This window comes from Pigmentiphaga sp. YJ18 (assembly GCF_038066655.1).
Lineage (GTDB): Bacteria > Pseudomonadota > Gammaproteobacteria > Burkholderiales > Burkholderiaceae_B > Pigmentiphaga.
Window position 1 is genome coordinate 1,622,722 of the sequence record NZ_JBBUKU010000001.1, and the last position, 26,393, is coordinate 1,649,114.

26 protein-coding genes and 1 pseudogene are annotated in these 26,393 nt (G+C 68.6%); 7 read left to right on the forward strand and 20 right to left on the reverse strand.

Annotated features, from left to right (window positions below; all coding sequences use genetic code 11):
* Nucleotides 1-72 precede the first annotated feature (72 nt).
* The 16 genes from WKR98_RS07915 to WKR98_RS07990 all read right to left on the reverse strand — a co-directional run bounded on the left by WKR98_RS07915 (nt 73) and on the right by WKR98_RS07990 (nt 16,029).
* Complete coding sequence (locus WKR98_RS07915) at nt 73-705, reverse strand: isochorismatase family protein (protein ID WP_124687589.1); 633 nt, start codon at nt 703-705, stop codon at nt 73-75.
* A 13-nt stretch (nt 706-718) separates the two neighbouring features.
* A complete protein-coding gene (locus WKR98_RS07920) occupies nt 719-1,750 on the reverse strand; it encodes a 2,5-dihydroxypyridine 5,6-dioxygenase (protein ID WP_341432581.1) in 1,032 nt (343 codons plus the stop codon).
* A gap of 33 nt (nt 1,751-1,783) precedes the next feature.
* Nucleotides 1,784-2,611, reverse strand: a complete 828-nt coding sequence (locus WKR98_RS07925) for an alpha/beta fold hydrolase (RefSeq protein WP_341432582.1) — start codon at nt 2,609-2,611, stop codon at nt 1,784-1,786.
* An 82-nt stretch (nt 2,612-2,693) separates the two neighbouring features.
* Nucleotides 2,694-3,656, reverse strand: a complete 963-nt coding sequence (locus WKR98_RS07930; protein WP_341432583.1) for an amidohydrolase family protein — start codon at nt 3,654-3,656, stop codon at nt 2,694-2,696.
* Nucleotides 3,657-3,667: 11 nt separating this feature from the next.
* Entirely contained in the window at nt 3,668-4,180 is a 513-nt protein-coding gene (locus WKR98_RS07935; protein WP_370283089.1) for an aromatic-ring-hydroxylating dioxygenase subunit beta, read from the reverse strand.
* Between the two features lie 5 nt (nt 4,181-4,185).
* The gene (locus tag WKR98_RS07940; RefSeq protein ID WP_341432584.1) at nt 4,186-5,481 is read right to left on the reverse strand and encodes an aromatic ring-hydroxylating dioxygenase subunit alpha; all 1,296 of its coding nucleotides are present in this window, start codon (nt 5,479-5,481) and stop codon (nt 4,186-4,188) included.
* Nucleotides 5,482-5,503: 22 nt separating this feature from the next.
* Nucleotides 5,504-6,781 (reverse strand): NAD(P)/FAD-dependent oxidoreductase, encoded by a 1,278-nt coding sequence (locus WKR98_RS07945; RefSeq protein WP_341432585.1) that lies wholly within the window; start codon nt 6,779-6,781, stop codon nt 5,504-5,506.
* Complete coding sequence (locus WKR98_RS07950) at nt 6,765-7,073, reverse strand: non-heme iron oxygenase ferredoxin subunit (RefSeq protein WP_124687595.1); 309 nt, start codon at nt 7,071-7,073, stop codon at nt 6,765-6,767. Before WKR98_RS07950 ends, WKR98_RS07945 begins: the two co-directional genes overlap by 17 nt.
* A 64-nt stretch (nt 7,074-7,137) precedes the next feature.
* Nucleotides 7,138-7,920, reverse strand: coding sequence for an SRPBCC family protein (locus WKR98_RS07955; protein ID WP_124687596.1), 783 nt, complete (start codon nt 7,918-7,920; stop codon nt 7,138-7,140).
* A gap of 17 nt (nt 7,921-7,937) precedes the next feature.
* On the reverse strand, nt 7,938-10,313 hold the full coding sequence (locus tag WKR98_RS07960; protein ID WP_341432586.1) for a xanthine dehydrogenase family protein molybdopterin-binding subunit: 2,376 nt from the start codon (nt 10,311-10,313) through the stop codon (nt 7,938-7,940).
* Nucleotides 10,303-10,809, reverse strand: coding sequence for a (2Fe-2S)-binding protein (locus WKR98_RS07965; protein ID WP_341432587.1), 507 nt, complete (start codon nt 10,807-10,809; stop codon nt 10,303-10,305). Before WKR98_RS07965 ends, WKR98_RS07960 begins: the two co-directional genes overlap by 11 nt.
* Before the next feature lie 8 nt (nt 10,810-10,817).
* The gene (locus WKR98_RS07970; RefSeq protein WP_341432588.1) at nt 10,818-11,681 is read right to left on the reverse strand and encodes an FAD binding domain-containing protein; all 864 of its coding nucleotides are present in this window, start codon (nt 11,679-11,681) and stop codon (nt 10,818-10,820) included.
* 7 nt (nt 11,682-11,688) lie between these two features.
* On the reverse strand, nt 11,689-12,681 hold the full coding sequence (locus WKR98_RS07975) for an ABC transporter substrate-binding protein (protein WP_341432589.1): 993 nt from the start codon (nt 12,679-12,681) through the stop codon (nt 11,689-11,691).
* 29 nt (nt 12,682-12,710) lie between these two features.
* Nucleotides 12,711-13,697 (reverse strand): tripartite tricarboxylate transporter substrate binding protein, encoded by a 987-nt coding sequence (locus WKR98_RS07980; RefSeq protein ID WP_341432590.1) that lies wholly within the window; start codon nt 13,695-13,697, stop codon nt 12,711-12,713.
* A 251-nt stretch (nt 13,698-13,948) separates the two neighbouring features.
* The gene (locus tag WKR98_RS07985; RefSeq protein WP_341432591.1) at nt 13,949-15,406 is read right to left on the reverse strand and encodes a catalase; all 1,458 of its coding nucleotides are present in this window, start codon (nt 15,404-15,406) and stop codon (nt 13,949-13,951) included.
* A 152-nt stretch (nt 15,407-15,558) separates the two neighbouring features.
* Entirely contained in the window at nt 15,559-16,029 is a 471-nt protein-coding gene (locus tag WKR98_RS07990; RefSeq protein WP_124687603.1) for an RrF2 family transcriptional regulator, read from the reverse strand.
* Nucleotides 16,030-16,212: 183 nt separating this feature from the next.
* Here WKR98_RS07990 and WKR98_RS07995 point away from each other — a divergent pair, with 183 nt between their 5' ends.
* Genes WKR98_RS07995 through WKR98_RS08020 form a run of 6 tightly spaced genes read left to right on the forward strand, consistent with a single transcriptional unit; the run spans nt 16,213 to nt 22,119 of the window.
* Nucleotides 16,213-17,400: an ABC transporter substrate-binding protein gene (locus WKR98_RS07995; RefSeq protein WP_341432592.1), complete on the forward strand. Its 1,188-nt coding sequence runs from the start codon at nt 16,213-16,215 to the stop codon at nt 17,398-17,400.
* 10 nt (nt 17,401-17,410) lie between these two features.
* Nucleotides 17,411-18,331 (forward strand): branched-chain amino acid ABC transporter permease, encoded by a 921-nt coding sequence (locus WKR98_RS08000; RefSeq protein WP_124687605.1) that lies wholly within the window; start codon nt 17,411-17,413, stop codon nt 18,329-18,331.
* The gene (locus WKR98_RS08005) at nt 18,328-19,368 is read left to right on the forward strand and encodes a branched-chain amino acid ABC transporter permease (protein ID WP_238160272.1); all 1,041 of its coding nucleotides are present in this window, start codon (nt 18,328-18,330) and stop codon (nt 19,366-19,368) included. The genes WKR98_RS08000 and WKR98_RS08005 overlap by 4 nt, the downstream gene beginning before the upstream one ends.
* Nucleotides 19,361-20,110: an ABC transporter ATP-binding protein gene (locus WKR98_RS08010; RefSeq protein WP_341432593.1), complete on the forward strand. Its 750-nt coding sequence runs from the start codon at nt 19,361-19,363 to the stop codon at nt 20,108-20,110. Before WKR98_RS08005 ends, WKR98_RS08010 begins: the two co-directional genes overlap by 8 nt.
* Nucleotides 20,103-20,846, forward strand: a complete 744-nt coding sequence (locus WKR98_RS08015; RefSeq protein WP_124687607.1) for an ABC transporter ATP-binding protein — start codon at nt 20,103-20,105, stop codon at nt 20,844-20,846. The genes WKR98_RS08010 and WKR98_RS08015 overlap by 8 nt, the downstream gene beginning before the upstream one ends.
* A 40-nt stretch (nt 20,847-20,886) precedes the next feature.
* Nucleotides 20,887-22,119, forward strand: a complete 1,233-nt coding sequence (locus WKR98_RS08020) for an NAD(P)/FAD-dependent oxidoreductase (protein ID WP_341432594.1) — start codon at nt 20,887-20,889, stop codon at nt 22,117-22,119.
* Nucleotides 22,120-22,135: 16 nt separating this feature from the next.
* Here WKR98_RS08020 and WKR98_RS08025 read toward each other — a convergent pair whose 3' ends face one another.
* From WKR98_RS08025 to WKR98_RS08040, 4 genes are all read right to left on the reverse strand, one after another.
* Nucleotides 22,136-22,951 carry a TauD/TfdA dioxygenase family protein gene (locus tag WKR98_RS08025; protein WP_124687609.1) on the reverse strand — a complete coding sequence of 272 codons (816 nt, stop codon included), beginning with the start codon at nt 22,949-22,951 and terminating at the stop codon, nt 22,136-22,138.
* 22 nt (nt 22,952-22,973) lie between these two features.
* On the reverse strand, nt 22,974-23,981 hold the full coding sequence (locus tag WKR98_RS08030; protein ID WP_341432595.1) for an ABC transporter substrate-binding protein: 1,008 nt from the start codon (nt 23,979-23,981) through the stop codon (nt 22,974-22,976).
* Between the two features lie 43 nt (nt 23,982-24,024).
* Nucleotides 24,025-25,074: an aromatic ring-hydroxylating dioxygenase subunit alpha gene (locus WKR98_RS08035; protein ID WP_341432596.1), complete on the reverse strand. Its 1,050-nt coding sequence runs from the start codon at nt 25,072-25,074 to the stop codon at nt 24,025-24,027.
* A gap of 101 nt (nt 25,075-25,175) precedes the next feature.
* Nucleotides 25,176-25,865 (reverse strand): TetR/AcrR family transcriptional regulator, encoded by a 690-nt coding sequence (locus WKR98_RS08040; RefSeq protein ID WP_124687612.1) that lies wholly within the window; start codon nt 25,863-25,865, stop codon nt 25,176-25,178.
* Nucleotides 25,866-26,300: 435 nt separating this feature from the next.
* Between WKR98_RS08040 and rpsL the strand changes: the two are divergent.
* Nucleotides 26,301-26,393: pseudogene (gene rpsL / locus WKR98_RS08045) on the forward strand (30S ribosomal protein S12); the annotation flags it as partial.

The following is a 26,393-nucleotide window of genomic DNA, read 5'->3' on the forward strand; positions in this document are numbered from 1 at the left end:
AGGTATACCGGGGCCGGTGGGGCCGGCGCATTTTTAGTCAGTATACTGCGGACCATCCGCCAGACCCAGGAATCAACGGCTGGCGGCCGCTCCCAGTGCCTGGAGCACTTCGTCGCGCGGCATGACGGCGGCATATTTCTGCTGCATGTCGAACAGGTTGGCCTCGTGCGGGCCGAGCGCGCGGTCGCCCACGCAGTCCGAGGCGACGATGGGACGCAGGCCGTGGCACATGGCGTCGACGACGCTGGCGCGTACGCAGCCGCTGGTGACCGCGCCGGCCACGATCAGCGTGCGCACGCCGCGCTGGGTGAGCCATGCGGCCAGGGTGGTGCCGAAGAAGGCCGAAGGCAGCGTCTTGCGCACCACGAGTTCGCCAGGCGCCGGAGCCAGTTCGGGAACGATGGCGCTGGCGGGGTCGTGTTCCTTCAGTTTCAGCAGGCCGGGCACCTTTTCCGTGAAGACGTTGCCATCGGCGTCGTCGTCGGCGAACACGATGCGCGTGTGGGCCACGGGCCATCCCAGCCTGCGGGCCTCGGCCAGCAGGACCGTGGTCCGCTCGATGGCGTCGCGGATGTTGCCGCCGCCGAACATGGCCGGATCGGCGAAGCCGTTGACGAAGTCGACGATAAGCAGCGCGGCCGGGCCCCGCAGTTCGAGGTCGGCGCCGAATCCCTGGCGCTGGTAGGTCGAGATTTCCTTGTGCATGATGGCTCCGTGTCTAGTCGAGGACCTTGCCGTCCACGACCATGTCCCGCCCGTCCAGGCTGACGGTGCAGCGGCGCAGCGGGATGTCGATGTGGCAGGCGGTGGTGCGGCTGCCGCCGGCCTCGTTGTTGGGTCCGAGCGAGAACAGGAAGTTGCCTTCGAATGCGCGCGCATCCATGCCTATCGTGGCCTCGCGGTCGTAGAGCCCAAGTGTGGACCAGCGGGCGCGCGGCTGCAATCCCCAGCCTATGTGCGAGATCGCGTAGGCCTCGGGATCGTCGAAGGACGCCATGTAGTCGTTGAGCAGGTCGGCGGACAGGCCGCCTTCGATGCGTACGGCGTAGCCGTTCTCCACCGTGAGCGCGATGGGATCGTCCACGTAGCATTTCTGCGGCAGCAGGATGTCGCCGCGGTCGATGACGATGCGGCCGCTGGCGCCGCCCTCGTTCGGCCAGGTCAGCGCGAAACCGCTGGGCCAGTGGTCCCAGCGCCCGGGCTCGTCGACGAAGCCGTATTCGCTGATGGCGGGGAATTCGCCCAGGGCGCAGCGCAGGTCGGTGCCGGCGGCCGAGCGCACGCGCATTTCGCGGGCGGCCTGGATGCGCGCGGCGGCGGCGGTGACGCGGGTCTTGTCCTGCTGGGTGGGGACCATGCGCATCAGCACCTCGGGCGGTTCGACCGCCAGCAGGATCCTGGTGCCGGTCTGCAGGATCTCGTGCTGTTCGGGCGAGAAGAGCAGGGTCATGAGGTCCAGGACGAGGTCGCTGGCCTTCAGGGCGGCGATGGCGGCGTGGTTGCCGGTCAGGGGCGTCGTGCCGAGGTAGGCCAGCGCGTCCCGGCTCAGGGCCTTCTCGCCGTTGACCGGCGGCAGGTCCAGCCGGTTGACGATGGCTCCCATGGACTGCGCGGCGATGGTGGCGCACGACAGGGTCTGCGGATGGGTGGACGCGCTGGTCAGGATGGTCACGGTCTGCCCCGCCTCCAGGCGGGACAGCGTCAGCACCTGGCGCCAGGCTTCGATGAACGGATAGTCGCTGATGGCCATGGTCTTGCCTGTGGTCTGGAGGTGGGAGGGATATCAGATCGAAACGCCGAGGAACGTGCCGAAGGCCTCGTAGAAGCCTTCCTCGTTGTCCCACGGAATCATGTGGCCGGCGCCGGGCACGCGCACGGTCTGCATCGAGGCCAGCAGGCTTGCGAACTCCGCGACGTCGGCGTCCTCGACCACGCCGCCCCGCTCGGCGGTCATCAGCAGCACGGGCTGGCTGATCGCAGGAAGGTCGGCATGGATGTCGTCGGTGTGGAAGCCCTCGAAGCTGGCCAGCACTGCTTCCTCGTCGCAGGTGTGCAGCCATTCGGCGCGCAGCCGCAGCTGTTCCTCGGTCCAGGTGGGGCAGAACTCGCGCATGGCGGTCCAGTCCATGCCGGCGCGCGCGGCCTTCATCGAGTCGACGTACCAGGGCAGCTTGGCGGGGTAGGGGCGGCGTCCGGGGCCGGAAACCGGCGGGTCGACCGCCACCAGGCGGGCCATGGCGGGCATGCCGATGCGCGCGGCGCGCAGGCCGATGCGGGCGCCCATGGAGTGGCCCACCACGCTGGCGCGCGCCAGGCCCAGCGCCTCGGCCAGCGCGATCAGGTCCTCGGCCTGGGCGTCCAGGCTGTAATCGAGGCCGGGGGCGGCGGCGGACAGGCCGCGGCCGCGCACGTCGAGGACATAGGTATCGAAATGCCGGCCCAGGCGTTCGCCCACGAAGCCCCAGGTGATGGCGGGGCTGGTGATGCCGGGGACGACGATGACGGGATCGCGCGAGGCGCGTTCGCCGTCGGCGCCGCCGTAGCGCAGGTAGTGCTGGCGGATGCCATTGGCGCGCACGTTGGCGCCGTAGAGGAGTTGGCTGTTCGACATGAAGGGCTCGCTGTAAGGAAGAGGCCGCCGTATCAATGAACAGGCGCCGGCCGGCATGGCCGGGATCGCCGTCGGTTGTGGGTCACAGGCCCAGGATACGGGCCGCGTTGCCATGGCAGATGGCTTCGAGCTGGGCGGGTTCCAAGGGAGCGCTGTCGATGAAGCGGGCGGCGGCCTCGGTCGATTCGTACGGGTAGTCGACCGAGAACATCACGGCATCGACGCCCATCTCGCCCACCGCGCCTACCAGCGTGGGATGCGAGCACACGCCCGAGGTGGTGATGAGCAGGTTGGAGCCGATGTATTCGGACGGCCGCCGTTTCAGGCTGATGCCGTAGGGGTAGGCGGCGAAGCGGCTGTCGAAGCGCCAGCGCTGGAAGGGCAGGCCCTCGCCCATGTGGCCCAGGATGACCTTGAGCCGGGGGAAACGGTCGAACACGCCGCCGAACACCATGCGCAGCGCGTGGCTGGCGGTCTCGACGCCCCAGCCCCAGCTGGCGCCGGCCAGCACCGGCGCGCCGTCCAGCGCGTGCAGCGGCTTCCACGGGTCGATGGGGTGCAGGTACATGGGCACGTCCAGCTCCTGCATCCGTTCCCAGAACGGATCGTATTCGCGGCCTTCGTAGTAGCGTCCCAGCGTGTGGCCGTTGACCAGCGAGCCCTTGAATCCCAACTGCTTCACGCTGCGCTCCAGTTCGCGCGCGGCCTCGTGCGGATCGTGCATGGGCAGCATGGCGAAGCCGGCGTAGCGGTCGGGCCGCCGCGCGATCCGCTCGGCCAGGAAGTCGTTGTTCTCGCGCGCCCGGCGCAGCGCGAGCGCGGTGTCGGGTTCGGCCTGCACGCCCGGGCCGGACTGGGACAGCACGACGAGCTCGATGCCCGCGCGGTCCATTTCATCGAGCCGCAGCGTGTCGAAGTCGGCCAGCCGCTGGCCCAGCTCCTTCATGGTGGCCGGGTCGATGAAGTTCAGGAAGGCTTTCGAGTAGGTCTCGAAGCCCGGCATCATGAAGTGTTCTTCCAGCGCGATCTTGCGTAGGGTAGTCAATTCCATTCCTCCTAGACGGGGTAGACCAGGTCGTTGGCGATTACCGACGATTCGTGGACAACCTGCCGTTCGCGCAGCAGCAGTTCGTCGCCGTCGCGGATGAACCGGTCGTGGTAGGTGCCGGCCAGGTGCAGCGTGGTGGGGCCTTCGACCAGGGTCTGGAACAGCACGTAATTGCATTGGACCCAGATTTCCTGTCCTTCCTCGCCGACGATGCGGGGGGCGGACAGGAGATGAGTCATGGTGCGGGGCGCGAACATCTGCGTGCGCGAGATCGCCACCGCCCGGTCGTGCAGCATGGGGCGTCCCTCGGCATAGACCAGCCCCACCGGCATGTCCAGCTCGGCGTTTTCTCGTGCGGTGATCCGGTAGATGCAGTCCTCGGTGAAGAAGCGCGGCCATTCCTCGATGTGGCCGCTGTCCAGCACCGCGCAGTACTCGATGTTGAAATGCTCGACCAGCGGCCGCAGCTCCGCCGCCCGCCGTGCGTCCACGCGCGAGGGCGCATAGCCTGAAAGCTGCAATGTCATCATGCTTTTTTCCATCCCATGACTTCTCTGTAGTACTGGTACATGCCGCGTATGGCGGCTTCCGAGATCAGCGACGTGGCCGTGCCGACGTTGCCCGCGTCCAGCTTCACGACGTTCATGTCCAGGCTGCTGCGGCGCACGCCCTCCTGCACGAATTTCATGGCCTCGTTGTCCTCCAGGCCCAGAAAGCCCGCGGGCCCCATCAGGTTGCCCTGGCGCAGACGGTGCCGGGTCATCTCGGGCGTGTCGTCCTCGTAGCCGAACATGGTCCAGATCATCAGCATGCTGTGGGGGCCGTTGGGCACGATCTGGCGCACGCCCAGCGTGTTCATCTCGCGCTGCACGACCAGGTTGGGCCAGATGGTCTGCATGGTGACCGACCAGGGAGAGTCGAATTCCTTCACGAACTCCAGGAAGCGGTCGTCCTGCAGCCGCATGCCGTCGTGGAAGGAGCGCATCTCCTTCTTGTTCTCCTCGCTGACGGCGGCGTACTTGTCTTCCTTCTTGGCCGAGGCCATGGTGCCGTGCCGGTGGTGCACCGGGTCGGCGATCATGGCCGAATCGTTGCCCGCGACCAGCAGGCCGAACACCACCAGGAACGAGTGCAGCAGCGTGGCGTGGTACGGATCCTTCAGGTTCTCGTGATACATCTTCCAGTTGCAGGGCAATTCGTTCTTGTAATAGCCCAGGATCTTGAGCGGCTTGCCGGGAAAGACGACGTCGAAGTCCTTCAGGATCTCGGGCGTCAGGTATTCCTCCAGCGGCTCCACGTCGGGCGAGTACGACGCGAAGACCACGCCGTGCCGGGTCGTGACGTGCAGCTTGAGCAGGCCGTGTTCTTCATTGCGGAACTCGCGCGGCATGCCGCCCTGCTTGTTCACGCCGCGCTTGAAGGGGATGCCCTGCAGGTTGCCCTTCAGGTCGTAGGACCACTGGTGGTAGGGGCAGACGAATTCCTTCGCGTGGCCCCGGCTGCTGCGGCAGAATTCCGCGCCCCGGTGCGCGCAGCGGTTCTCGAAGACGTGGATGCTGCCGTCGTCGGCGCGCGAGACCACGACGGGCACGGGGCCGACGTAGGAACGCTTGTAGTCGCCCGGATTGGGGATCTCGGCCTCCAGCGCGACGAAGTTCCACGCGCGGCCCTTGAAGACGCGCTCCATCTCGCGCTCGTACACCGATTGGCTGGTGTAGACCCAGTCGGGAATCAGGTGGTCGTCCGCCGGCCAGGCATAGTCGTCGGCGGGACCGTTCTTGGCGCCGACCGTGTAGTCGAGGATTTCCTGGTTCTTGTACATCGTGCTTCCTTTCGTTCCGGGGCTAGGCGGACGCCGGGCCCAGGGCCAGGCGCGCAAGCTGTTTGGCGGGGATGGCGGGGTCGGCCAGTGTTTCGGGCGGGCAGGCCAGGCGGCGGCCCAGCACGCCGCGGAAGGCGCGCAGGTCGCCGCCGGCGTTGATGGCGACGGCGTGGACCAGACGATCGCCGTCGATGCCGAAAAGCATGGCCTTGCCCGGCTCCCGGCCTTCCGGCAACTGGCCGCGCAGCCGGTAGGACAGGCCGGGCGCGCCATGGCCCAGCATCTGGATGTTGCAGCCGAACTGATCGGTCCAGAACCAGGGCGGCGGCGACGGTTCGGCATCCTGGCCCAGCATGGCAGCCGCGGCGATGCGCGCCTGTTCGTTGGCGTTCTGCCAGGATTCGAGGCGGCGGTGCATGCCGGTGGCGGCATCGAAGCCGCTGACGCAATCGCCCGCGGCGTAGACGCCTTCGGCGCTGGTGCGGCAGCGCGCGTCCACCCGAATGCCGCCGTTGCCGGCATCGATCAGCAATCCGGCTTCGCGCGCCAGCGCCACGCTGGGCACCTGGCCCACGGCCACCACGGCCAGTTCCGCGCGCAGCTCACCCGCGTCCGCCAGCGTGGCGGCGATTCCGCCGGCGACGGGGGCCAGGTGCGCCAGCTTCGCGTCCAGGTGCAGGCGCACGCCATGGGCCCGGGCGCGCGCGGCCAGCCAGCGCGAGACCTCGGCCGGCATCGCGCGGCTCAGCAGCGCCGGCCCCAGTTCGACCACGGTCACGTCCAGGCCCAGCGCGCGGGCGGTGGAGGCGATCTCCAGCCCCAGGAAGCCGCCGCCGATCACCAGCATGCTGCCCGAGGCGCGCAGGGCCGCGCGCAGGCCCTGCGCGTCGTCCAGCGTGCGCAGGTAGTGCACGCCCGGCGTGCCGGGCGGCAGGGCCGGCAGGACGCGGGCGTCGCCGCCGGTGGCGAGCAGGCAGGCGCGATAGGGCTGGACCGTGCCGTCGTCCAGGTGCAGTTCGCGCCGAGCGGGATCGAGCCGGACGACGCGCCGGCCCGCTTTCAGCGCGACGCCGGCCTGGACCTGGAAAGGCTCGGGCAGCAGGCCGATGTCCGGCAACTGTTCGTCGGCCAGCACGGCCTTGGAAAGGGGCGGGCGTTCGTAGGGCGCATGGGGCTCGTCGCCGATCAGGACCAGTTCGCCGGCATGGCCGAGTTCGCGCAGGGCGCGCGCCGCCATGGCGCCGGCCTGTCCCGCGCCGACGATGACCAGGGGCGCGGCGGTGTCATTCGACGGCGACATAGACGGCCTCGTCCTCGACCTTGACCGGATAGATCCGGATGGGCTGCGTGGCCGGCGCGCAGCGCGGCTCGCCGGTGCGCAGGTCGAACTGCGCCTGGTGCAGCGGGCACTCCACGCAGCCGTCCTCGACATAGCCGTCGGTCAGCAGCGCATATTGATGGGTGCAGACGTTGTCGGCGGCGAAGAACTCGCCGCCGCTGCGGAACAGGGCGAGGTCGCGGCCGTCCAGCTTGAACGGCATGCCGGCGTCGTCTTCGACTTCGTCCACCGCGGCGATTCGTGTCCAGTTCATGATGCTTCCGTTTATCAGTATGCTGAATTTCGTGGTGCGGCCCCAAGCACGGGGCCGGCGTGGGCTAGCGGCGGCCGAACAGCCCGCCCACGCCTTGCTTGAATTGGGACCAGAACGCCTTCATGCCTATGCTGAGCATGTTCAGTTCCTGGGGCGGCGGCGTGGTTCGGCTCGCGCCGCGCCGGTTCTGGTTCAGGGCCTGCTGCGTGGCCGCCAGCACCGCTTGCGCCTGGGCCAGCACGGCCTGCGCCTGCAGCAGCAGGGCCTGGGCTTCGGGCGATGCGGGCGCGCTGCCCGAACCCGTGGCCGGCCGGGGCGCGGCCGCCTCGTCCTGCATCGTGGCGGCGGGCCGCGCGGGCGCCCCGGGCACGGCCGGTTCGGCGGCATCGGCGTCGTCCTGCAGGGACGCGGCCAGGTTGTGCTCGAACTGCTTGAGGATGTGGCCCGCGACTTCGGCGATCATGCCGCTGCCGCGCCCATACTGCGCCACCGCGCCCGACAGCTGCAACTGGGTGGTGACGGTGACGTCGGTGCCGCCGCCGGCGGCGGGGACCAGCGCGAAGCTGAATTCCGACTGGGCCGACCCACGGCCCTTGGGGTCGAGACCGGAGCCGCGCAGCCAGGCGATGTGCTGCGCATCGTCCTTGCGTACCAGTTCGGCCTGGCCGTCGAAGGCCAGCTTGATCGGGCCCAGTTTGACCGACACCGAGCCCAGGTACTTGTCGTCGCCCAGCGCTTCCTTGAGCCGGGCTCCGGGCAGGCAGGGCAGGATGCGGGGAACGTCCAGCATCAGTTTCCAGGTTTCTTCCAGCGGCAGCGGGACGTGAAAGCGATTGGTGAATTCCATGGCGTCTGCGATCGGAGTCAAGGGTTGGCGCTGGGCGCCGTGGTGTCCTGGGCCGGCGGGTCGAGCAGCTCGGCCAGGCGCACCGGGGTCAGCGGGAATTCGGTGATGCGCACGCCGTGGCCGTCCAGCGCGTGTTCGACGGCGCCTATCACCGCGGCGGCCACCGCCAGCGTCGCGCATTCGCCTATGCCCTTGACGCCCAGCGGGTTCAGCCGGGTGGGCGAGGGCTGGAAGATGACCTCGATGGGAGGCACCTCCGGCGCGGTGGGCAGCAGGTATTCCGCGAAGGTCGTGGTCAGGGGCTGGGCGTTGTCGTCGTAGCCCATCCATTCGAACAGCGCGTTGCCGATGCCGTGCACCACGCCGCCATGGACCTGGCCGTGCGCGATCTGCGGGTTGATCAGGTTGCCGCTGTCCTGCACGGCCACGTAGCGCCGCACGTGGACGGCGCCCGTCAGCGGATCGACCTCGACTTCGCAGGCGTGCGAGGAGCCGGCGTAGGCCTGGGCGTCGCAGTGGAAATGTACGGTCGCGTCCAGGCCCGGATCGCCGGGGACGGGCAGCGCGTAGCCGGGCACGCCCTTGAGCAGCATGGCCAGCCGGGCCAGCGGGACGCGTTTGGCGAAGTCCGGGGTATGCACCTCGCCCTGGCTCAGCGTCAGTTCGCCGGCGTCCACGCCCAGCACGGCGGCGGCCGTGGCCAGCGCCTTGTCCCGGACCCTGGCGGCGGCCTCGGAGACGGCCGAGCCGGCCATCATGGCCTGGCGGCTGGCGAAGCCGCCCATGCCGTAGCCGGCCAGGCCGGTATCGCCCGCCGAGACCTCCACCGCCTGCGGTTCCACGCCCAGATGCGCCGCGCACAGTTGCGCCAGCGTGGTCTTGATGCCCTGGCCCATGGCCAGGGCGCCGGTGTGGACCACGATGCGGCCGGACGGATGCACGCGGACGCGCGCGGTTTCGTAGGGGCCGCGTCCGGTAGGCTTGACGCTGTTGGCCAGCGCGATGCCGCGCAGCAGGCCGGCGCGGGCCGAGGCTTCCCGCCGCTGCGCGAAGCCGTCGTAGTCGATGGCCCGGGCGGCGGTGGCCTGGAGCGCGGGAAAGTCGCCGCTGTCGATGACCAGCGGCACGCCGGCGCGCGACTTGAGCGGCTTGGTGTAGGGAATCTTCTCCGGGGGAATCAGGTTGCGCCGGCGGCATTCGAGCCGGTCGATGCCCGCGGCGGCCGCCAGCCTGTCCATCATGCGTTCCATGACGAAGGCCGCCTGCGGATAGCCGGCCCCGCGTATGGTCGCGACCGGCACCTTGTTGGTATAGGCCACCTGCACGTGCAGCGAAAAGGCCGGCACGACGTAGGGCCCGGTCATGGACGAGGCGGCGTTGTACGGGACGTTGGTGCCCTGGGGCGTATAGGCGCCGTGGTCGTGGACGAAGCCGCCGCGCACGCCCAGCACGCGGCCGTCGCGGTCGGCGGCCACCGAGATGCGCCAGAACTGGTCGCGTTCCTGGATGGTGGTCAGGAAGTTCTCGCGGCGGTCCTCCACCCACTTGACCGGCCGGCCCAGCGCGCGGGCGACGGCCGGCACCACGATTTCCTCGGGGTAGATCATGAACTTGGCGCCGAAGCCGCCGCCCACGTCGGGCGTGATCACCCGCAACCGGTCCTCGGGCTGGTCCAGCATGTGGGCGATGGTGTAGTGCAGCTCGTGCGCCATCTGGGTCGAGGACCAGACGGTCAGCATGCCGGTGGCGGGGTCGAGCATGGCCACCACGCCGCGCCCTTCCATGGGATGGCCGCAGCCGCGATGGACCCGGAATTCGTCGTCCAGCACGATGTCGGCGCGGTCGAAGGCCGCGTCGCAGTCGCCGTAGGCCAGGGTGTAGTCCTGCAGCACGTTGCTGGCCAGCTCGGTGCGCACCCGCGGGGCATCGTCGCGCACGGCCTGGCGGCAGTCCGCGATGGCGGGCAGGACCTCGAACTCCGCCTGCACGGCGGCCGCGGCGTCCTCGGCCTCGTGCCGGGTCCGGGCCACCACCACGGCGTAGGCTTCGCCCACGAAGGCGACCTCGTCGCCGGCCAGCGCGAAGGGCGTCGTGTCCTCGGGCAGGGCCGCCAGCGGAAAGCCCAGCGGCATGCGCCACGAGGTGACGTGCCCGAACAGGTCCTGACGGGCATAGACCGCGACGACGCCGGGCATGGTGCGCGCCCGGCTCGCGTCCACCCCGCGCAGCCGCGCGTGGGCATGCGGGCTGCGCACGAAGCAGGCGTGCAGCGCGTCGGGGACGGGCACGTCGTCCAGGAAGCAGGCCTTGCCCCGCAGCAGCGCATCGTCCTCGACGCGGCCGGGGCTCGCGCCCATGCCGGGGATGGCGGTCAGTTGGCGCTCAGCGTGCATGGCCGCCTCGTTCGCGCAGGAGCTGCGCGGCCCGCAGCGCCGCCGCCACGATGTTCTGGTAGCCCGTGCAACGGCACAGGTGGCCCGACAGCACGTCGCGCACGGTGCCCTCGTCGGGGTCGGGATTGGCGGCCAGCAGCTCGGACAGCGACATCAGGATGCCGGGCGTGCAGAAGCCGCATTGCAGCGCGTGCAGTTCATGGAAGGCCTGCTGCAGCGGATGGGTGTCGTGTTCGTCGGCGGCCAGGCCTTCCACGGTGGTGATGGCGCAGCCTTCGCCCTGGACCGCCAGCATCAGGCAGCTGCGCGCCGAGACGCCGTCCACCAGCACCGTACAGGCGCCGCAGACACCGTGCTCGCAGCCGACGTGGGTACCGGTCAGCTTCAGTTCGCCGCGCAGGAAATCGGCCAGGTGCAGGCGGGGCGCGGCCATGCCCTGGCAGGGCTTGCCGTTGACGGACAGGTGCACGGGGCGGGGATCTTGCGTCGTTGCCATGGGGAATCTCATCTCGTTGCGCGCTCGAGCGCGCGGGTGATCGCGCGGCCGGACAGGACGAGCGCCAGCCGCTGGCGGTACCAGCCGGGCACGTAGGCGTCGGAGCTGGCCTCCACCGCGCCGCACAGCGCGGCGGCCCGCTCGATGTCGGCCGCCTCGGCCTTGGTGCCCAGCAGTGCCTGTTCGGCCTGGCCCATGCGCACGGGCGCCGTCGACACGCCGCCCAGGGTGATGGAGCAGCGGTCCACCCGGGCATCGGGGCCGAAGCGCAGCAGCACGGCGGCCGACGCGATGGCGAAGTCGCCGTGCCGCCGCGAGAACTCCAGGAAGCTCCAGCCGTGCCCCGGCTCCCAGGGCTGCATCGACACGCCCACCAGCATCTCGTCGGCCTCCAGCGCCGGCGTCATGTAGCCGGCGGGGAAATCCGCCATCGCCAGGCTGCGCGTGCCGGCGGCGCTGGCCACGTGGACCCGGGCGTCCAGGGCCATGGCAATGGTGGGGATCTCGGCCGAGGGGTCGAGCTGGCACAGGCTGCCGCCCACCGTGCCGCGGTTGCGCGTCTGCCGGTGGCCGACGTTCAGGATCGCCTCGCGCAGGATGGGCAGCCGGTCGCGGACCAGGTCCGAGAACTCGACGTCGCGCTGGCGGGTCATGGCGCCGATCCGGATCGTGTCGCCCTCGTCGCGCAGGTAGGCCAGTTCCGGGATGCGGTTGATGTCCACCAGGCAGTCCGGGAACGCGAACCGCATGTTCAGCATGGCCATCAGCGACTGGCCGCCCGCCAGCACCCGCGCGTTGTCGGTGCCGGCCAGGCATTGCAGCGCCTCGTCCAGGCTGTGCGGCGCCACGTAGTCGACGGCGGGAGCTTTCATGGCGCCTTCAGATCTTCGACAGGTCGAGGGACGAGGCGGCGAACAGCTCCTCGGGCGCGACCCGGCGGCGCGACAGGCCCTGCTCGTGGTGATAGCGCGCGAAGGTCTCGATCACGTGGTGGTTGTCGGGCAGGCCGTAGGGCCAGTAGTCCTCGCCCATCAGCGCCTTGGCCTCGTTGTGGTGGTGGACCATCCAGGGCAGGGTGACGGCCAGGTGGCAGATCTCGTCCAGTTCCTTGACGGCCAGGGCCTTGGCTTTCAGGAAGGCCTTGTAGACGCTGACCGGCAGCCAGGGATTCTCTTCCACCAGCGACTTGCGTATGCCCACCATGTGCATGATGGGGAAGATGCGCGTGCGGCGGAAGTAGTCCTTCTCGGCGTCGATGTAGTCGCCGAACAGGCGGCCGACGTTGGGCGCGCCGCGCAGGAAGCAGGACGGCGCGCGGGCGCCGATGTAGCCGTCGATCTCGCCGGACTCCAGCATGCCCGACAGGGTCTTGTCGTCGGGGATCTGCTTCAGGTCGATGGATGGATCCAGCTCGATGGGCGCGCGTTCGCCCCGGCCGGGTTCCTCGACGCCGCCGCGCCGCCACTTGATGTCGGCCGGCTTGACGCCGTATTCGTCTTCCAGGATGCCGCGGATCCAGACGTTCGCGGTGATCTGGTATTCGGGCACGCCTATGGTCTTGCCCTTGAGGTCCTGCGGACGCTCGATGCCGCGGTCGGTGCGCACGTAGATGCCCGATTGGCGAAAGACCCGCGACAGGAAGGCGGGCACCGCGACGTACTTGTTGTCGCCGCGCGCCGTGGTCATCATGTGGCTGCTCATGGAGATTTCCGTCACGTCGAACTCCTCGTAGCGGAAGGCGCGGTGGAAGGCCTCTTCCGGCTCCAGCGGCACGGCGCGCACGTTGCAGCCCTCGATGGCGACACGGCCGTCGAACAGGGCCTGGGTGCGGTCGTAGTTGCCTACGGAGAGACTGATGTTCAGCTTGTTCATCGGTTTTCCTTTCGTGGATGCGGGGAATCTCAGTCCGCGCTCAGGCCGATCTTGCGGGCCAGCGCGGCAAAACGGTCGATGTCGTCGTTGACGATCTTCTGGAACGCGGCCGGGCCTTCGTCCGCGGTGGTGTAACCCAGGTCTTCCAGGCGCTTGCGCATGGCGTCGGTCTTCATGATGGCCGACACCGTCTTGTAGATGTCCATCTTGATGTTTTCCGGCGTGCCGCCGGGAACCGCCAGGCCCTGCCACTGGCTGAGGTTGAAGCCGGGCGCGCCGCTCTCGGCCACGGTGGGCACGTCGGGCACGGCCTTCGAGCGTTCGCCGGAGGTGATGGCCAGCGCGCGCAGCTTGCCCGAGGACACGTAGGTCAGCGCGCCGGAGATGGTGACCACCGCCAGGTCCACCTGCCCGCCCAGGACGTCGACCAGGGCGGGACCACAGCCCTTGTACGGGACGTGCACGTTGCTCATCTTGAATTCGATGTTCATCATCTCGCCCGCCAGGTGCGGATCGGTGCCGGCGCCGCAGGAGCCGTAGGACAGCTTGGAACCCGGCTGGCGGCCCGCCGCCACCACGTCGGCCAGGGTCTTGAAGCGCGAGGATGCCGGTACGACCACCAGCATGGGAGCGTAGGCGACATTGATCACGGCCGCCAGGTCCTTCTTGGGGTCGTAGCCCAGGTTCTTGTAGATGGCGGGCGCCAGGGAATAGGCGTCGTTCATCATCAGCAGGGAGTGGCCGTCCTTGGGCTTGCCCGCGACGATGCGGGTGCCCACGGTGCTGCCGGCGCCGGCCTTGTTGTCGACGATGACGGCCTGCCCCAGCTTGCCGAGCTGGTCGCCGATGAGCCGGGCCAGCATGTCGACCCCGCCGCCCACGGCATAGGGCACGGTGATCTCGACCGTCTTGACGGGGAAGGTGGGGGCGGCCTTGACCTCGGCCCGCGCCGCGGGCAGGAGGGCGGCGGCGCAGGCCAGGGAGCACAGCAGTTGGACGGGCATCTTGGTCAGCATGGGGGAGCTCGCAGGGTCGGGTTGATCGGATCGAGGAGGCGCACTGGATGTGTGCCTTGATGCACCAAATTACTCAGTAGGCTGAACAATATAGTCACTGTACTGAGTATTTGGCCGGCCGCTCATTGGGGGAATCACCTAATGGTGAGGAACGCGTGCCCCGGATGAGTGCGCCGGCCGGTCATCAACCGGTGTGCTTGCAAGTTCCGGACCAGATGGGAAGGCCGGGAGCCGGAGCTCCCGGCCGGGACCTACGCCTTGTACTGGGCCTCGATGCGGCGGCCGATGTCGGCGTCGACCTGCTTCCAGTAGTCGAACACCCGTTCGAGCACCGGCGAGCGCACGCCGGACTTCAGCGCGCCCACCACGGTATCGACCAGTCGCTGGCGCTGCGCATCGTCGAACACGTCGCGCACCAGCGCGCCGGCCTGGCCGAAGTCGTCGTCGTCCTTGCGCAGCTTGTAGGCTTCGCGCACCAGGCTGGTATCGACCTCCCAGCTTTCCTCCGGCGCGGCGCCGCCGTCGGCCCAGGCGCGTCCTTCGCTGTTGGGCGCGTAGGTGGCGGCATTGCCGGCATGTTCATAGGCCATGTGGCCGTCGAACATGTAGGTGTTGACCGGCACCTTCGGACGGTTCACGGGCAGTTGGTGGAAATTGGTGCCGATGCGGGCGCGGTGCGCGTCGTTGTAGGCGAAGGCGCGGCCCAGCAGCATCTTGTCCGGGGACAGGCCGATGCCGGGCACGGTGTTGCCTGGCGAGAAGGCGGCCTGCTCGATCTCGGCGAAGAAGTTCACCGGGTTGCGGTTCAGCGTCATCACGCCGACCTTGATCAACGGGTAGTCCTTGTGCGGCCACACCTTGGTCAGGTCGAAGGGATTGAAGCGGTAGGTCTTGGCATCGGCATAGGGCATGACCTGCACCGACATCACCCACTTGGGATGTTCCCCGCGCGCGATCGCCTCGAACAGGTCGCGCCGGTGGTAGTCCGCGTCCTGGCCGGCGATGCGGGCGGCTTCCTCGTTGGTCAGGTTCTTCTCGCCCTGCTGGTTGTGGAAGTGGTACTTGACCCAGAATTTCTCGCCCGCCGCGTTGACCCACATGTAGGTGTGCGACCCGAAGCCGTTCATGTGGCGCCAGGACTGGGGAATGCCGCGGTCGCCCATCAGGTAGGTGACCTGGTGCGCGGTTTCCGGATTGTGCGTCCAGAAATCCCATTGCATGTGGGCGTCGCGCAGGCCGGAGTCGGGCAGGCGCTTCTGGCTGCGGATGAAGTGGGGGAACTTCATCGGATCGCGCACGAAGAAGACGGGCGTGTTGTTGCCGACCAGGTCATAGTTGCCTGCGCTCGTATAGAACTTCAGCGAGAAGCCGCGCACGTCGCGCCACGTGTCCGGGCTGCCGGACTCGCCGGCCACCGTCGAGAACCGGGCCAGCATTTCCGTCTTACAGCCTTTCTGGAACAGGGCGGCCTTGGTGTAGCGGGAGACGTCCTCGGTGGTCTCGAACACGCCGAACGCGCCCGAGCCCTTGGCGTGGGGCTGGCGCTCGGGGACCTTTTCACGGTTGAAGTGCGCCATCTGTTCGAGGAAATGCACGTCGTGCAGGACCAGCGGTCCGTCGCTGCCCACCGTCAGCGAGTTGCGGTCGCTGGGGGCAGGGGCACCGGCGCTGGTGGTGCTGTGGCCGGGAAGGGAGGTCTTGTCGCTCATCGTCGGACTCCTGAAAGCGAGGTTGAGGATCGGGTCCAAAGACGCTGTCGTCTTTGCCCTACGCTGGCCCATCCTAGCCAAGAAGCCGAGACGGAACGCACAAAGCGTGCTCAGCCTTGTGTATCAAAAAGTAACGGAGCGGGCGCGGCCGTTCAGGCAAAGGCGTGCCAGCGTACCGTGCGTTCGGCCGCGCTGCGGGGCGCCTTGTCCATGACCATGGCGATCGTCTGGCGCGACAGCTCCTTGCGCCAGGCGGCTTCGGCGCCGCGCATGGCCGAAGCAATGGCACAGGGGCGGCGGCATTCGGCCGGGGGCGCGGCGCCTTCGCCGTTGCGGCGGATCTCGGAGCAGCGGAACGCCGCTTCCTGGCCCTCGATGGCATCGACCACTTCGAGCAGGGTGATCCGCGCCGGCGGGCGCGCCAGCCGGAAGCCGCCCTTGGGGCCGGCGGACGAGGCCAGGATGCCGGCCCGCGCGAGCGCCTGCAGCGACTTGTTCAGATAGGCGGCGGGCAGCCCGAACTTGGCCGCCAGCCTGGCGGTGGACACCACCTCGTCCTGCCCTATCCAACCCAGGGCCACGCAGCAATGCAGGCCCCATTCCACGCCTTCACTCATCCTCATGGCTCATGCCTCGTAATGGATAATCCGGACTATACACATCCAGATTGTGATTGACTAGCGTCGTGAACGAGACCAGAATCCGCTTCTAAATCTGGTTATTAAATATCCAGATTATGGCCGGGAACGACGAGATGCGGACCGGTAACGACAACGTTCGCGACAAGGCGGGCGGAAGGAGACGACATGAAAAAGCACCATCGCCTGATGGGCGTCTGCATCGGGGCCTGCATGGCCCTGGCGACCCTGGCCGCCGCGCACGCGGCCGGGCAGGAGAAACTGAAGATCGGTTTCATGGCCGAACTGTCGGGGCCGCAGGCCGCGCTGGGCCAGGACATGTACGACGGCTTCATGCTTTATCTGGACCGCAACGGCGGCAAGCTGGGCGGCCGGGAGATCAGCGTGGTCAAGGCGGACAGCCAGCTCAAGCCGGAGGTGGGCGTGCAACTGGTCGAGAGCCTGACGGGCCGCGACGACGTGCCCATCATCGTCGGAGTGACGTTCTCGAACGTCATGCTGGCCGTGCATCCGCGCGTCACGCAGAAGAAGGTCTTCCTGATCGGCACCAACGCCGGGCCCAGCCAGCTGGCCGGCAAGGCCTGCTCGCCCTATTTCTTCAGCACCTCGTGGCAGAACGACCAGCAGGCCGAGGTTGTGGGCCACTACGCCGCGTCCAAGGGCTACAAGCGGGTCATCACCATGGTGCCCAACTATCAGTCGGGCTTCGATTTCGTGACCGGGTTCAAGCGCTACTACAAGGCGCCACTGCTGGATGAAATCTATACCCCGCTCAGCCAGCAGGACTTTTCCGCCGAGCTGACGCGGATCGCGGCCAGCAAGCCCGATGCCGTGTTCGTCTTCTATCCCGGCGGGCTGGGCGTGAACTTCCTGCGCCAGTACCAGCAGGCGGGACTGCTGGGCCGGATACCGGTGCTGTCCGCGTCCACGACCGACGCCATCAACCTTCCCGCCCAGCGTGAAAGCGCCCTGGGGGTGATCACCGGCACCGCCTGGGGGCCGGACCTGGACAACGAGGCCAACCGCGCCTTCGTGGCCGGGTTCGAGAAGAAGTACGGACGCATTCCTTCCCACTACGCGGCGCAGAGCTATGACGGCGCGCAGCTGCTGGATTCGGCGCTGAAGAAGGTGGGCGGCCGCGTCGAGGACAAGAGCGTGTTCATGGCGGCGCTCAGGCAGGCGGACTTTCCGTCGGTGCGCGGCGCGTTCAGGTTCGGCAACAACAACTTCCCCGTCCAGGACATGCACGTGTTCGAAGTGATGAAGGATGCGCGCGGCCGCGTGACGCTCAAGACCATCGCGACTCCGCTGAAGGACCACCGCGATGCCTATCACGCCGAATGCCCGATGGAATGACGCCCGCGCCATGAACGCTCAACTCATCGCCACCCAGGTGCTGAACGGCCTGCAGCTCGGCATCCTGTTGTTCCTGATGTCGGCCGGCCTCACGCTGGTGTTCGGGATCATGAACTTCGTCAATCTCGCGCACGGATCGCTCTACATGATGGGCGCCTATCTGGCGGCGGCCATGCTGGGGGCCTTCGACTCCTTCCTGCTGGCGCTGCTGCTGGCCGTGCCCGCCACCATACTGATTGGCCTGGCGGTCGATCGCCTGGTGCTGGCCGGCCTGTACTCGCGCGACCATCTGGACCAGGTGCTGGCCACGTTCGGCCTGATCCTGGTCTTCAACGAGATCGTGCGCTTCGCCTGGGGGCCGGCGCCGGTCTACATCAATGTGCCGCAGGTGCTGTCCGGAACGGTGGACCTGTTCGGCTTCCCGTATCCCGCGTACCGGTTCGCCATCATCGCGGTCGGGCTGGCGGCGGGCCTCGCGCTCTATGCCCTGATCAACCGGACGCGCGTGGGCATGCTGATACGCGCCGGCGCGGCCGATGCGGAAATGGTGGGCGCGATGGGCGTCAACATCCGCCTGCTCAATGCCCTGATCTTCGGGCTGGGAGCCGGCCTTGCCGGGTTGGCGGGCGTGATGGCCGGTCCCATCCTGTCGGTGCAGCCCGGCATGGGCGAGCCCGTGCTGGTGCTGACCCTGGTCGTCATCGTGACCGGCGGCATCGGCTCCATACGGGGGGCTTTCTACGGCGCGCTGCTGGTCGGCCTGATCGATACGCTGGGGCGTGCCTTCCTGCCGGCGGTGTTCGATGCGCTGGCAAGCAAGGCCTTTGCCCAGGCCGCGGGTCCGGCGGTCGCGTCCATGCTCATCTACCTGCTGATGGCCCTGGTGCTGGCCATGCGCCCGCACGGACTCTTTCCGGTGAGGCACGCATGAGCTCGACCCCGTATGCCAAGGAGGCACTGCCGCGCGGCACGGGCGCGGCGGCCGTCGCAATGGCCGTTCGCCGCGCTGCTCCCGCCGCCGCGGTCTTCCTGGCGCTGTGCCTGGTGCCGGTGGCCGCCCATCTGCTGGGCCAGCCGTTCTGGCTCGGCCTGGTCGCGCGCATCATGATCCTCGGGCTGGCGGCCGTGGGCCTGAACCTGGTGCTGGGATACGGCGGCATGGTCAGCCTGGGCCATGCGATGTACTTGGGCGTGGGCGCCTATTCGGTGGGAATCCTGTCGGCCCACGGCGTGGATTCGGGGCTGGTCCACATGTCGGTGGCGCTGGCCGTCGGCGCGGCCGTGGCGCTGGTCGTGGGGCTCATCTGCCTGAAGACCAGCGGCATGGCGTTCATCATGATCACGCTGGCCTTCGCGCAGATGTTCTATTTCCTGGCGATCAGCCTGAAGCAGTACGGCGGCGACGACGGGCTGACCATCGCGCAGCACAGCCGCGTGCCGGGCCTGTCGCTGGGCGACCCCTACCAGTTCTACCTGCTGGTGCTGGCCTTGCTGGCTGCGGTCTGTTTCCTGTGCCACCGGCTGGTCGGCTCGCGTTTCGGCATGGCGCTGCGCGGCAGCCGCCAGAATCCGCGCCGCATGCAGGCCCTGGGCTTTCCCATCCTGCGCTACCGCCTGGCCGCCTACGTGCTGTCGGCGATGATCGTGGTGGTGGCGGGGGTGCTGCTGGCCAACCTGGCTCGTTTCGCATCGCCTTCGTACATGAGCTGGACCCTGTCGGGGGATCTGGTGCTGATGTGCGTGCTGGGCGGCATGGCGACGTTGCTGGGGCCGATCGTGGGGGCGGCGGCCTTCGTGCTGCTGGAGGAGTTCCTGTCCAGCATGCCGCTCGAACTGCCTCCCGTGCTGGCGGACCTGGTGCGTACCCATTGGCTGGGTTTCTTCGGCGTTTTCGTCGTGGGGGTCGTCCTGTTCGCGAGGCGCGGGCTTTATGGCGCCGTGGCGACGGGTGGAGACGCCGATGACTGACATCCTGTGCGCGAGCGGGCTGGCCAAGCGCTACGGCGCCCTGAAGGTGACCGACGACCTGAGCCTCGAGCTGAAGAAGGGCGAGCTTCATGCCGTCATCGGCCCCAACGGCGCGGGCAAGACCACGCTCATCCATCAACTGGCCGGAGAGATCGCCCCCGACAGCGGCCGCATCACGCTCCGGGGGCGGGACATCACGCGCATGCCGGTCTACCGGCGCGCCCTGTCGGGCCTGGGGCGCTCCTATCAGATCACGTCGGTGTTCCGGGAGTTCACCGTGCTCGAGAACGTGATGCTGGCGGTGCAGGCGGGGCAGGGGCACAGTTTCCGGTTCTGGCGGCGGGCCCGTGGCGACGAGAGCCTGGCACGCCCGGCGCGCGACGCGCTCGAGCGCGTCAGGCTGGCGTCGGCCGCCCGGCGGCGTACGGGAACGCTGGCCCACGGCGAGATGCGGCAACTGGAGATCGCCATGGCGCTGGCCATGCGGCCCGAAGTGCTGTTGCTGGACGAGCCCATGGCGGGCATGAGCCGGCGGGAAACCGCCGGCCTGGTGGACTTGCTGCGCGAGCTCAAGCGTGCCTACAGCATCGTGCTGGTCGAGCACGACATGGACGCGGTCTTTGCCCTGGCCGACCGTATCAGCGTGTTGTCCTACGGCCGCGTCATCGCTTGCGGCACGCCGGAAGAGATCCGCGGCAACGACGAGGTGCGCACCGCCTACCTGGGAGATGGAAATGATTGAACGGGTCCGGTCGAACGAGAGGACGCCGGCGCCGCTGCTCAGCCTGAGCGGCGTCGAGGCGGCGTATGGAACCAGCCAGGCGCTGTTCGGCGTCGACCTGGAGATCCACGCAGGCGAATGTGTCGCCTTGCTGGGCCGCAACGGCATGGGCAAGTCCACCACCGTCAAGTCCATCATGGGGCTGTTGCGGCTGCGGGGAGGCGACGTCGAATGGCGGGGCCGCAGCCTGCGGCCACTGGGCGCGCACCAGATCGCGCGGGCCGGCCTGGGGCTGGTGCCCGAGGGCCGGCGGGTCTTTCCGAACCTGACGGTACGCGAGAACCTGATCGCCACGGCGCGCGTGTCGCCAAGCCGGACGGCCGGCTGGTCCCTGGACGACATCTACGGCATGTTTCCGCGGCTGCGCGAGCGCGAGCGGAACCTGGGGTGCCATCTGTCCGGCGGCGAACAGCAGATGCTCGCCATCGGCCGCGCGTTGATGACGGCGCCGGAGCTGCTGATCCTGGACGAGGCCACCGAAGGGCTGGCACCGCTGGTCCGGGGCGACATCTGGCGCTGCATCGAACTGCTCAAGCGGCGCGGACTCGCGCTGCTGGTGATCGACAAGAACCTGGGACCGCTGATGCGGGTGGCCGATCGCCACTACATCCTCGAGAAGGGCGCCGTCGTGTGGCGGGGCTCCTCGCAAGCGCTGCGGGACCGACCCGAGCTGGTGCGCGACTACATCGGCATGTAGCGTGCCGGCCTGTTATGTTTGAAGCAAAGGAGCTGTCTAGATGAAACGCATCGTGGTATTGGGCGGCGGCTTCGCCGGATTGTGGAGCGCGGTAGGCGCCGCCAGGAAGCTGGAGGAACACGGCATCGGCCCGGATGCCGTGCGCGTGACCCTGGTCGATCAGAACGATTTCCACAGCATCCGCGTCCGCAATTACGAAGAGGACCTCGACGCGACCATCGTACCGTTTTCGCAGGTGCTGGATCCGATAGGCGTGGAGCGGCTCCGCGGCGTGGTCACCGGCGTCGATGCCGAGCGCCGCATGGTCGAGGTGCGCACGGACGCGGGCGTGGTGCCCGTCCGCTATGACCGCCTCGTCTACGCGCTGGGCAGTCGGGTGCAGCGGCCATCCATTCCCGGCCTGGCCGAGCATTCCTTCGACATCGATACCTATCACGGCGCCAAGCGGCTCGATGCGCACCTGCACGCGCTGGCGCGTGGCGGCCGGGACCCGGGCCGGCTGCGCGTGCTGGTCGTAGGGGCGGGCCTGACCGGGATCGAGCTGGCGTGCGAGCTGCCAGCCAGGCTTGCGAAGCTGTCGGCCCAGGCGCACGACCGGCCGGCACCCCGGGTCGTCCTGGCCGATGCCAGCCCCTTCATCGGTCCGGACATGGGCGACGAGGCGCGGCCCGTCATCGTCGAGGCGCTGGCTGCCCAGGGCGTGGAAATGCGCACGGGCGTGTCCATCGCTGCGCTGGACGCACGCGGCGCGACGCTGGCCGGCGGGGAGCGGATCGAGGCGGCGACCGTCGTCTGGTGCGCCGGCATGCGGGCCAACGGCCTGGGCGATGCCTTCCCCGCGGCAAGGGACGGGCTCGGCCGCCTGGAAGTGGACGAGTTCATGCGCGTGCGGGGAATGCCCCACGTGTTCGCCGCCGGGGACGCCGCCCGCGCGGTACTCGATGGCGAACATGCCTCGGTCATGTCCTGCCAGCATGGCCGGCCCATGGGCCGCTACGCCGGCTACAACGTCGCGGCGGACCTGATCGGCGAACCCATGCTGCCCCTGTACATCGACTGGTACGTGACCGTGCTGGACCTGGGCGAGTGGGGCGCCGTCTATACCGGCGGCTGGGACCGCCGGATCATCTCGACGCGCGAAGCGGCCAAGGCGACCAAGCGGACCATCAACCGCGAGCGCATCTATCCGCCACGCAGTGGGAACCGGTCGGAGATCCTGGCGGCGGCCACGCCCCAGGTGCAGGAGCCGCCGGAAGTACGCGGCCGGAGCTGACCCGCGCGTGCCGGCCCTAGCGGATCGACACGCGGTGCATGGTCCGCGGCGAGGGGTAGTAGTCGTTGACCGCATAGTGCTGGGTGGCCAGGTTGTCCCAGACGGCCACCGAGCCCTTGCGCCAGTTGAACCGCACCTGCCATTCCGGCACGCGCGCAAGGCCCGCCAGGAAGGACAGCATGTGGGCGCCGTCGTCGTGCCCCATCTGGTTGATGCGCGTGGTGTACAGGCTGTTGACGAAGACCACGCGCCTGCCGGTGGCGGGATGGGCCAGGAAGACCGGCTGGTCCACCGGAGGATAGCGGCGGCGCATGGCGTGGTACTGCTCGTCGCCGTCGGGTTTGCCCTTGAGGTTGTTCACGAGCGCGGGGGCTTCCCAATGGTGAACGGCGGTCATGCCCGCCAGGTAGCGGCGCAGTCCTTCGTCCAGCGAGTCGTGCGCCGCCGTCATGCTTGCCCACATGGTGTCCCCGCCTACCTCGGGCACCTCGACCGCGTACAGGCAGGCGGCCACCGGCGGGCGGGGCTGCCAGGTCAGGTCGGCGTGCCAGATGTCGGTGCCGGTCTCCTTGCCGCGGGTCACGAGCATTTCCACGTAGGGGTTGGCCGGGTGCGACGGGAAGGTCGAGGACACCGGTTCGACGTTGCCGAACACTTGCGAGAAGAACACCTGGGCATCGGGCGAGAGCCGCTGCTCGCGGAAGAAGATGACCTGGCGCTCGGCCAGGAGGGCGCGCAGCCGGTCGGCGTGGCGGGTGACCTCGGCCGCGTCGGCAAGGTCGATGTCCAGCACTTCCGAACCTATGGCCGGCGTAAGGGGGCGGATCAGCATGATGTCTCCGGACGATGGGGCGCTACGGCGCCTTGCCGACGAAGCGGTCGGTATAGAAGTCTTCCAGCGGCGCGCGCCTGGCCAGCAAGCCTTCCTTGACATAGAAGTCCTGCAGCCGTCCCAGCAGGGCCGGGTCCATCTTGCCGGGTACGGCCTGCCCGGGATAGATGTCGCGGGCGTACGCGCCGATGATCTGCGCGACGTAGTCGCGCTTGTCCTGGTAGGCGGGAACGGCGGCGATGAAGTCGTCGACGGCGGCGTCCGGGTCCTGCATGATCTCGCGCATGGCCCGCAGGGTGGCGCCGACCACTTTCTGGACCAGCTCGGGCCGGGTGCGTATCGTTTCGTCCGAGGCCACGATGGCCTGGGGCAGGCCGGGAAATACCTGGTCGCCATGGAACACGCGTACCTTGGCGCCCGCGTTGATCGCCGCCAGGGCCCAGTCGGGCGTGGCGACCATGGCGTCGGCTTCGCGGGTGGCGAACAGTTTCCAGACGCCGGTCGGGCCGGCGGCCTGGACGTTCACGGCCTTCTTGTCCACGCCGTAGTGCTTGAGCATTCCCAGGAAGCTGTAATAGATCGAATCGGTGTACGAGCCGACCGTGACCGTCTTGCCGCGCAGGTCCGCCGGTGTCTTGATGCGGGTGTCGTCCTCGTGGACCACGACGCGCATCAGGGAGTGGCCGCCCAGCACGGCGACAACCTTGATGGGGATGCCGTTGGGCCGCAGGAACAGCGGGGCGTCGCCCACCGAGCTGCCCGCCAGGGCGGTGCCGGCGCCCACCTGCTTGGCCACCTGGACCCCGCCGCCATTGGCCGCCATCAGATTCACCTTCAGGCCCTGGGCCTGGTAGTAGCCGCGGGCCTGCGCCAGTATCCACGGCGCGAACCCGGGCAGCGTGGGCGGGGCGGGGGTCAGGACCGTGATCTCTTCCGGCGCAGCCGCGGCCTGGACGCCGGTCCCGGCCAGCGCCCAGCAACAGGCCAGCGACCCGGCGGCGCGCAGTATCGATGAGCGGGGAGGCAGCATGGCGGATACTCCTTCACGTGAATGGCGGGGGCAGGGCGGGGGGCTAGCGGGTGCCGGGAGATTGGGCGTTGCGTTCGGCTTCGATCAGGCGGGCGAGCATCCGGCGCGCCTTGACCGGCGCCAGGTCGGGAGCGAGGTAGACCGGATGCAGCGACGCCATGTCGGCGCCCGGTCCGAGGTTGTCCTGCTGCGCTTCGATCATCGGTTCGTCTTCCAGCATGAAGGCGCGTTCGGTGGTCGCTTGTATCCAGTCGGTCAGTTCGTCGTCGGCCGGGGACTGGCTGCGCGTTGCCGCCCAGAAGTAATGCGTGCGGGTGCCGCTTTCCGGCGTCGGCAGGTGCAGGAACGACAGGGTGACCCCGTCGCGGGGGTCGGCGCCGGCCTCGGTGGCGCCGACGTCCAGGAACAGGGTACTGGGGGGATGCCAGCGGATGCATGACCGCGCGTCGCCGGTGGCGCCGGGCCTGCCCCAGCACCGGCCCAGCAGCGGGCTGACGGTACAGCCCGGCTTCCAGCGGTTCGCATGGACCACGCCATCCGCCTCGAGGACTTCATGGCGGGTATTGCCGATGGCGCCGCCGGTGGCAAAGGCGGGATGCAGGTATTCGACGTGGCTGAGGTCGAGCAGGTTGTCGATGACGAGCTGGTAGTGCGCCTCGATGCGCAGGTAGCCCCATTGCGTCCGGTATCCCGGCCGTGCGTCGAACGGAGACAGGTCGGGCAGCAGCGCGGCGTCGGCGCGCGCCGGATCGCCCGCCCACAGCCAGATGAAGCCGTAGCGCGCCACCAGCGGATAGGCGCGGATGCCGGCGTGGGCGGGGATCTGCGGGCCGTGCGGGTTGTGCACGCACCGGCCGGTGCGGTCGTAGCGCAGCCCATGGTAGCCGCACTGGATTTCGTCGCCATGCACGGTGCCCCGGGACAGCGGCGCGAAGCGGTGCGCGCAGCGATCCTGCAGGGCGACGGGGCCGCCGTCCAGGCCGCGGAACAATACCACCGGCGTATCCAGGAGCACCCGGCGCAGGGGGGCGCGCGTGACCTCGGCTTCCGCCGCGGCTGCATACCAGGCATTGCGCAGATATTCCAAGGCCATCCCCCGAATCCGCCCGCATTCGGCCGGTCAATAATTACCATAAGTGGTAATTAAAATCAGGATAAGGCGGCTGGAACCGGGCGTCAACGTCGGGGGAATCCCTAGGTGCCGGGCGAGGGGGGCTGCTTGCCGCCTTCCGGCCGGATCTGGTCTTCCAGCATGCGCGCGACGAAGTCGACGTAGGCATCCATCATCGTCTCGGCCCGGGGGCCGGTTCCGAACAGGGTCTCGATGAGCGGCTGGGCCGTCGAGACGAAGGCGGGCACGCCTATCAATATCAGGTGTACGAAACGCGGATCGACGGCCGGGGGCGCGCCCTCGGGAAAAAGCATGGCGGTGATCTCCAACCCGCGCGCGGTGACGCGCTGGATGGGCGTCGGCGCGTCCGCGTCGTCCTCGCTCCTGGGGGCATGGTAGATCTCGGCCAGCGCCAGCCGCTCGAAATGGGGATGCTGCCGCATGAACTCGAGGCGCAGCGCCAGGCGTGCCTTGAGCTGCTCGCGCAGGGGCCCCGGCTGCCGCAGCGCCTGTTCCATGCGGTCCTGCAGCTGGCGCATGAGGAATTCGGTCACCTCGTGCAGCAAACCCCGCAGATCGCCGAAGTAATAGCGCACCAGCGACCGGTTCACCCCCGCTTCGGCGGCGATCTCGAGGATGGTGAGTTCTTCCGGGGTGCGGCGCTTGAGCAGGCCCACGGTGCAGTCGATGATACGATCCCGGCCTACCGACTGGCTGTCGATGGGCCGGCCGGCGCCGCGCGGAGCCGGGGCGTCTTTTTTCGTTCTGGGCATGGATCGGGCCGGCGGCGAGTGTGGCGACGCGCCATTCTAGTTAGTCCGGGCCCCCTTGTGCCCGCCGCGGTACGCCCGAGCACATCTTTCGTTGACAGTCTCGCGCGGGGCACGCTATTATGGCAAGCTCTCTGGAGTCGGCTCGCCCGGGCCGCGCGTTCTTTGATGTGCAGAATTGCAATATCCGGCAGGCACAATCGCTCGGATGTCCCGCAAACACTGCCTTTCTCAAGAGCCGCGTCGCGGCGTTCCTCCCCCAGCAGGTTTTCATGCCGCACGATCGTGCGGCCCGTGCATGTTCCTCTTCCGGTTCGCCCCGGTTGCGGCTTCCTGCTCGGGGCCGCGCTGCCGGATGGCTTGTTGTAGACGTCTGGGCCTTGTGACGTAGGCCGCAGACCTAACCAAAAGACCCCAAAAGGTTACGGAAGAGGGCTTATGCCAACTATCAGCCAACTCGTGCGCAAGCCGCGCGAATCCAGCCACGCCAAGAGCAAGTCGCCCGCTCTTGAAAGCAGCCCGCAGCGTCGC

Coding starts and splice junctions, on each gene's coding strand:
- WKR98_RS07970 (WP_341432588.1), bottom strand. CDS start 11,681: ATGAAAGCTCCCGCCGTCGACTACGTGGCGCCGCACAGCCTGGACGAG.
- WKR98_RS07995 (WP_341432592.1), top strand. CDS start 16,213: ATGAAAAAGCACCATCGCCTGATGGGCGTCTGCATCGGGGCCTGCATG.
- WKR98_RS08035 (WP_341432596.1), bottom strand. CDS start 25,074: ATGGCCTTGGAATATCTGCGCAATGCCTGGTATGCAGCCGCGGCGGAA.
- WKR98_RS08000 (WP_124687605.1), top strand. CDS start 17,411: ATGAACGCTCAACTCATCGCCACCCAGGTGCTGAACGGCCTGCAGCTC.
- WKR98_RS07950 (WP_124687595.1), bottom strand. CDS start 7,073: ATGAACTGGACACGAATCGCCGCGGTGGACGAAGTCGAAGACGACGCC.
- WKR98_RS07920 (WP_341432581.1), bottom strand. CDS start 1,750: ATGGCCATCAGCGACTATCCGTTCATCGAAGCCTGGCGCCAGGTGCTG.
- WKR98_RS07955 (WP_124687596.1), bottom strand. CDS start 7,920: ATGGAATTCACCAATCGCTTTCACGTCCCGCTGCCGCTGGAAGAAACC.
- WKR98_RS08005 (WP_238160272.1), top strand. CDS start 18,328: ATGAGCTCGACCCCGTATGCCAAGGAGGCACTGCCGCGCGGCACGGGC.
- WKR98_RS07940 (WP_341432584.1), bottom strand. CDS start 5,481: ATGTACAAGAACCAGGAAATCCTCGACTACACGGTCGGCGCCAAGAAC.
- WKR98_RS08010 (WP_341432593.1), top strand. CDS start 19,361: ATGACTGACATCCTGTGCGCGAGCGGGCTGGCCAAGCGCTACGGCGCC.
- WKR98_RS07990 (WP_124687603.1), bottom strand. CDS start 16,029: ATGAGGATGAGTGAAGGCGTGGAATGGGGCCTGCATTGCTGCGTGGCC.
- WKR98_RS08020 (WP_341432594.1), top strand. CDS start 20,887: ATGAAACGCATCGTGGTATTGGGCGGCGGCTTCGCCGGATTGTGGAGC.
- WKR98_RS08025 (WP_124687609.1), bottom strand. CDS start 22,951: ATGCTGATCCGCCCCCTTACGCCGGCCATAGGTTCGGAAGTGCTGGAC.
- WKR98_RS07975 (WP_341432589.1), bottom strand. CDS start 12,681: ATGAACAAGCTGAACATCAGTCTCTCCGTAGGCAACTACGACCGCACC.
- WKR98_RS07925 (WP_341432582.1), bottom strand. CDS start 2,611: ATGTCGAACAGCCAACTCCTCTACGGCGCCAACGTGCGCGCCAATGGC.
- WKR98_RS07980 (WP_341432590.1), bottom strand. CDS start 13,697: ATGCTGACCAAGATGCCCGTCCAACTGCTGTGCTCCCTGGCCTGCGCC.
- WKR98_RS08015 (WP_124687607.1), top strand. CDS start 20,103: ATGATTGAACGGGTCCGGTCGAACGAGAGGACGCCGGCGCCGCTGCTC.
- WKR98_RS07945 (WP_341432585.1), bottom strand. CDS start 6,781: ATGTCGCCGTCGAATGACACCGCCGCGCCCCTGGTCATCGTCGGCGCG.
- WKR98_RS07915 (WP_124687589.1), bottom strand. CDS start 705: ATGCACAAGGAAATCTCGACCTACCAGCGCCAGGGATTCGGCGCCGAC.
- WKR98_RS07985 (WP_341432591.1), bottom strand. CDS start 15,406: ATGAGCGACAAGACCTCCCTTCCCGGCCACAGCACCACCAGCGCCGGT.
- WKR98_RS08040 (WP_124687612.1), bottom strand. CDS start 25,865: ATGCCCAGAACGAAAAAAGACGCCCCGGCTCCGCGCGGCGCCGGCCGG.
- WKR98_RS08030 (WP_341432595.1), bottom strand. CDS start 23,981: ATGCTGCCTCCCCGCTCATCGATACTGCGCGCCGCCGGGTCGCTGGCC.
- WKR98_RS07960 (WP_341432586.1), bottom strand. CDS start 10,313: ATGCACGCTGAGCGCCAACTGACCGCCATCCCCGGCATGGGCGCGAGC.
- WKR98_RS07965 (WP_341432587.1), bottom strand. CDS start 10,809: ATGGCAACGACGCAAGATCCCCGCCCCGTGCACCTGTCCGTCAACGGC.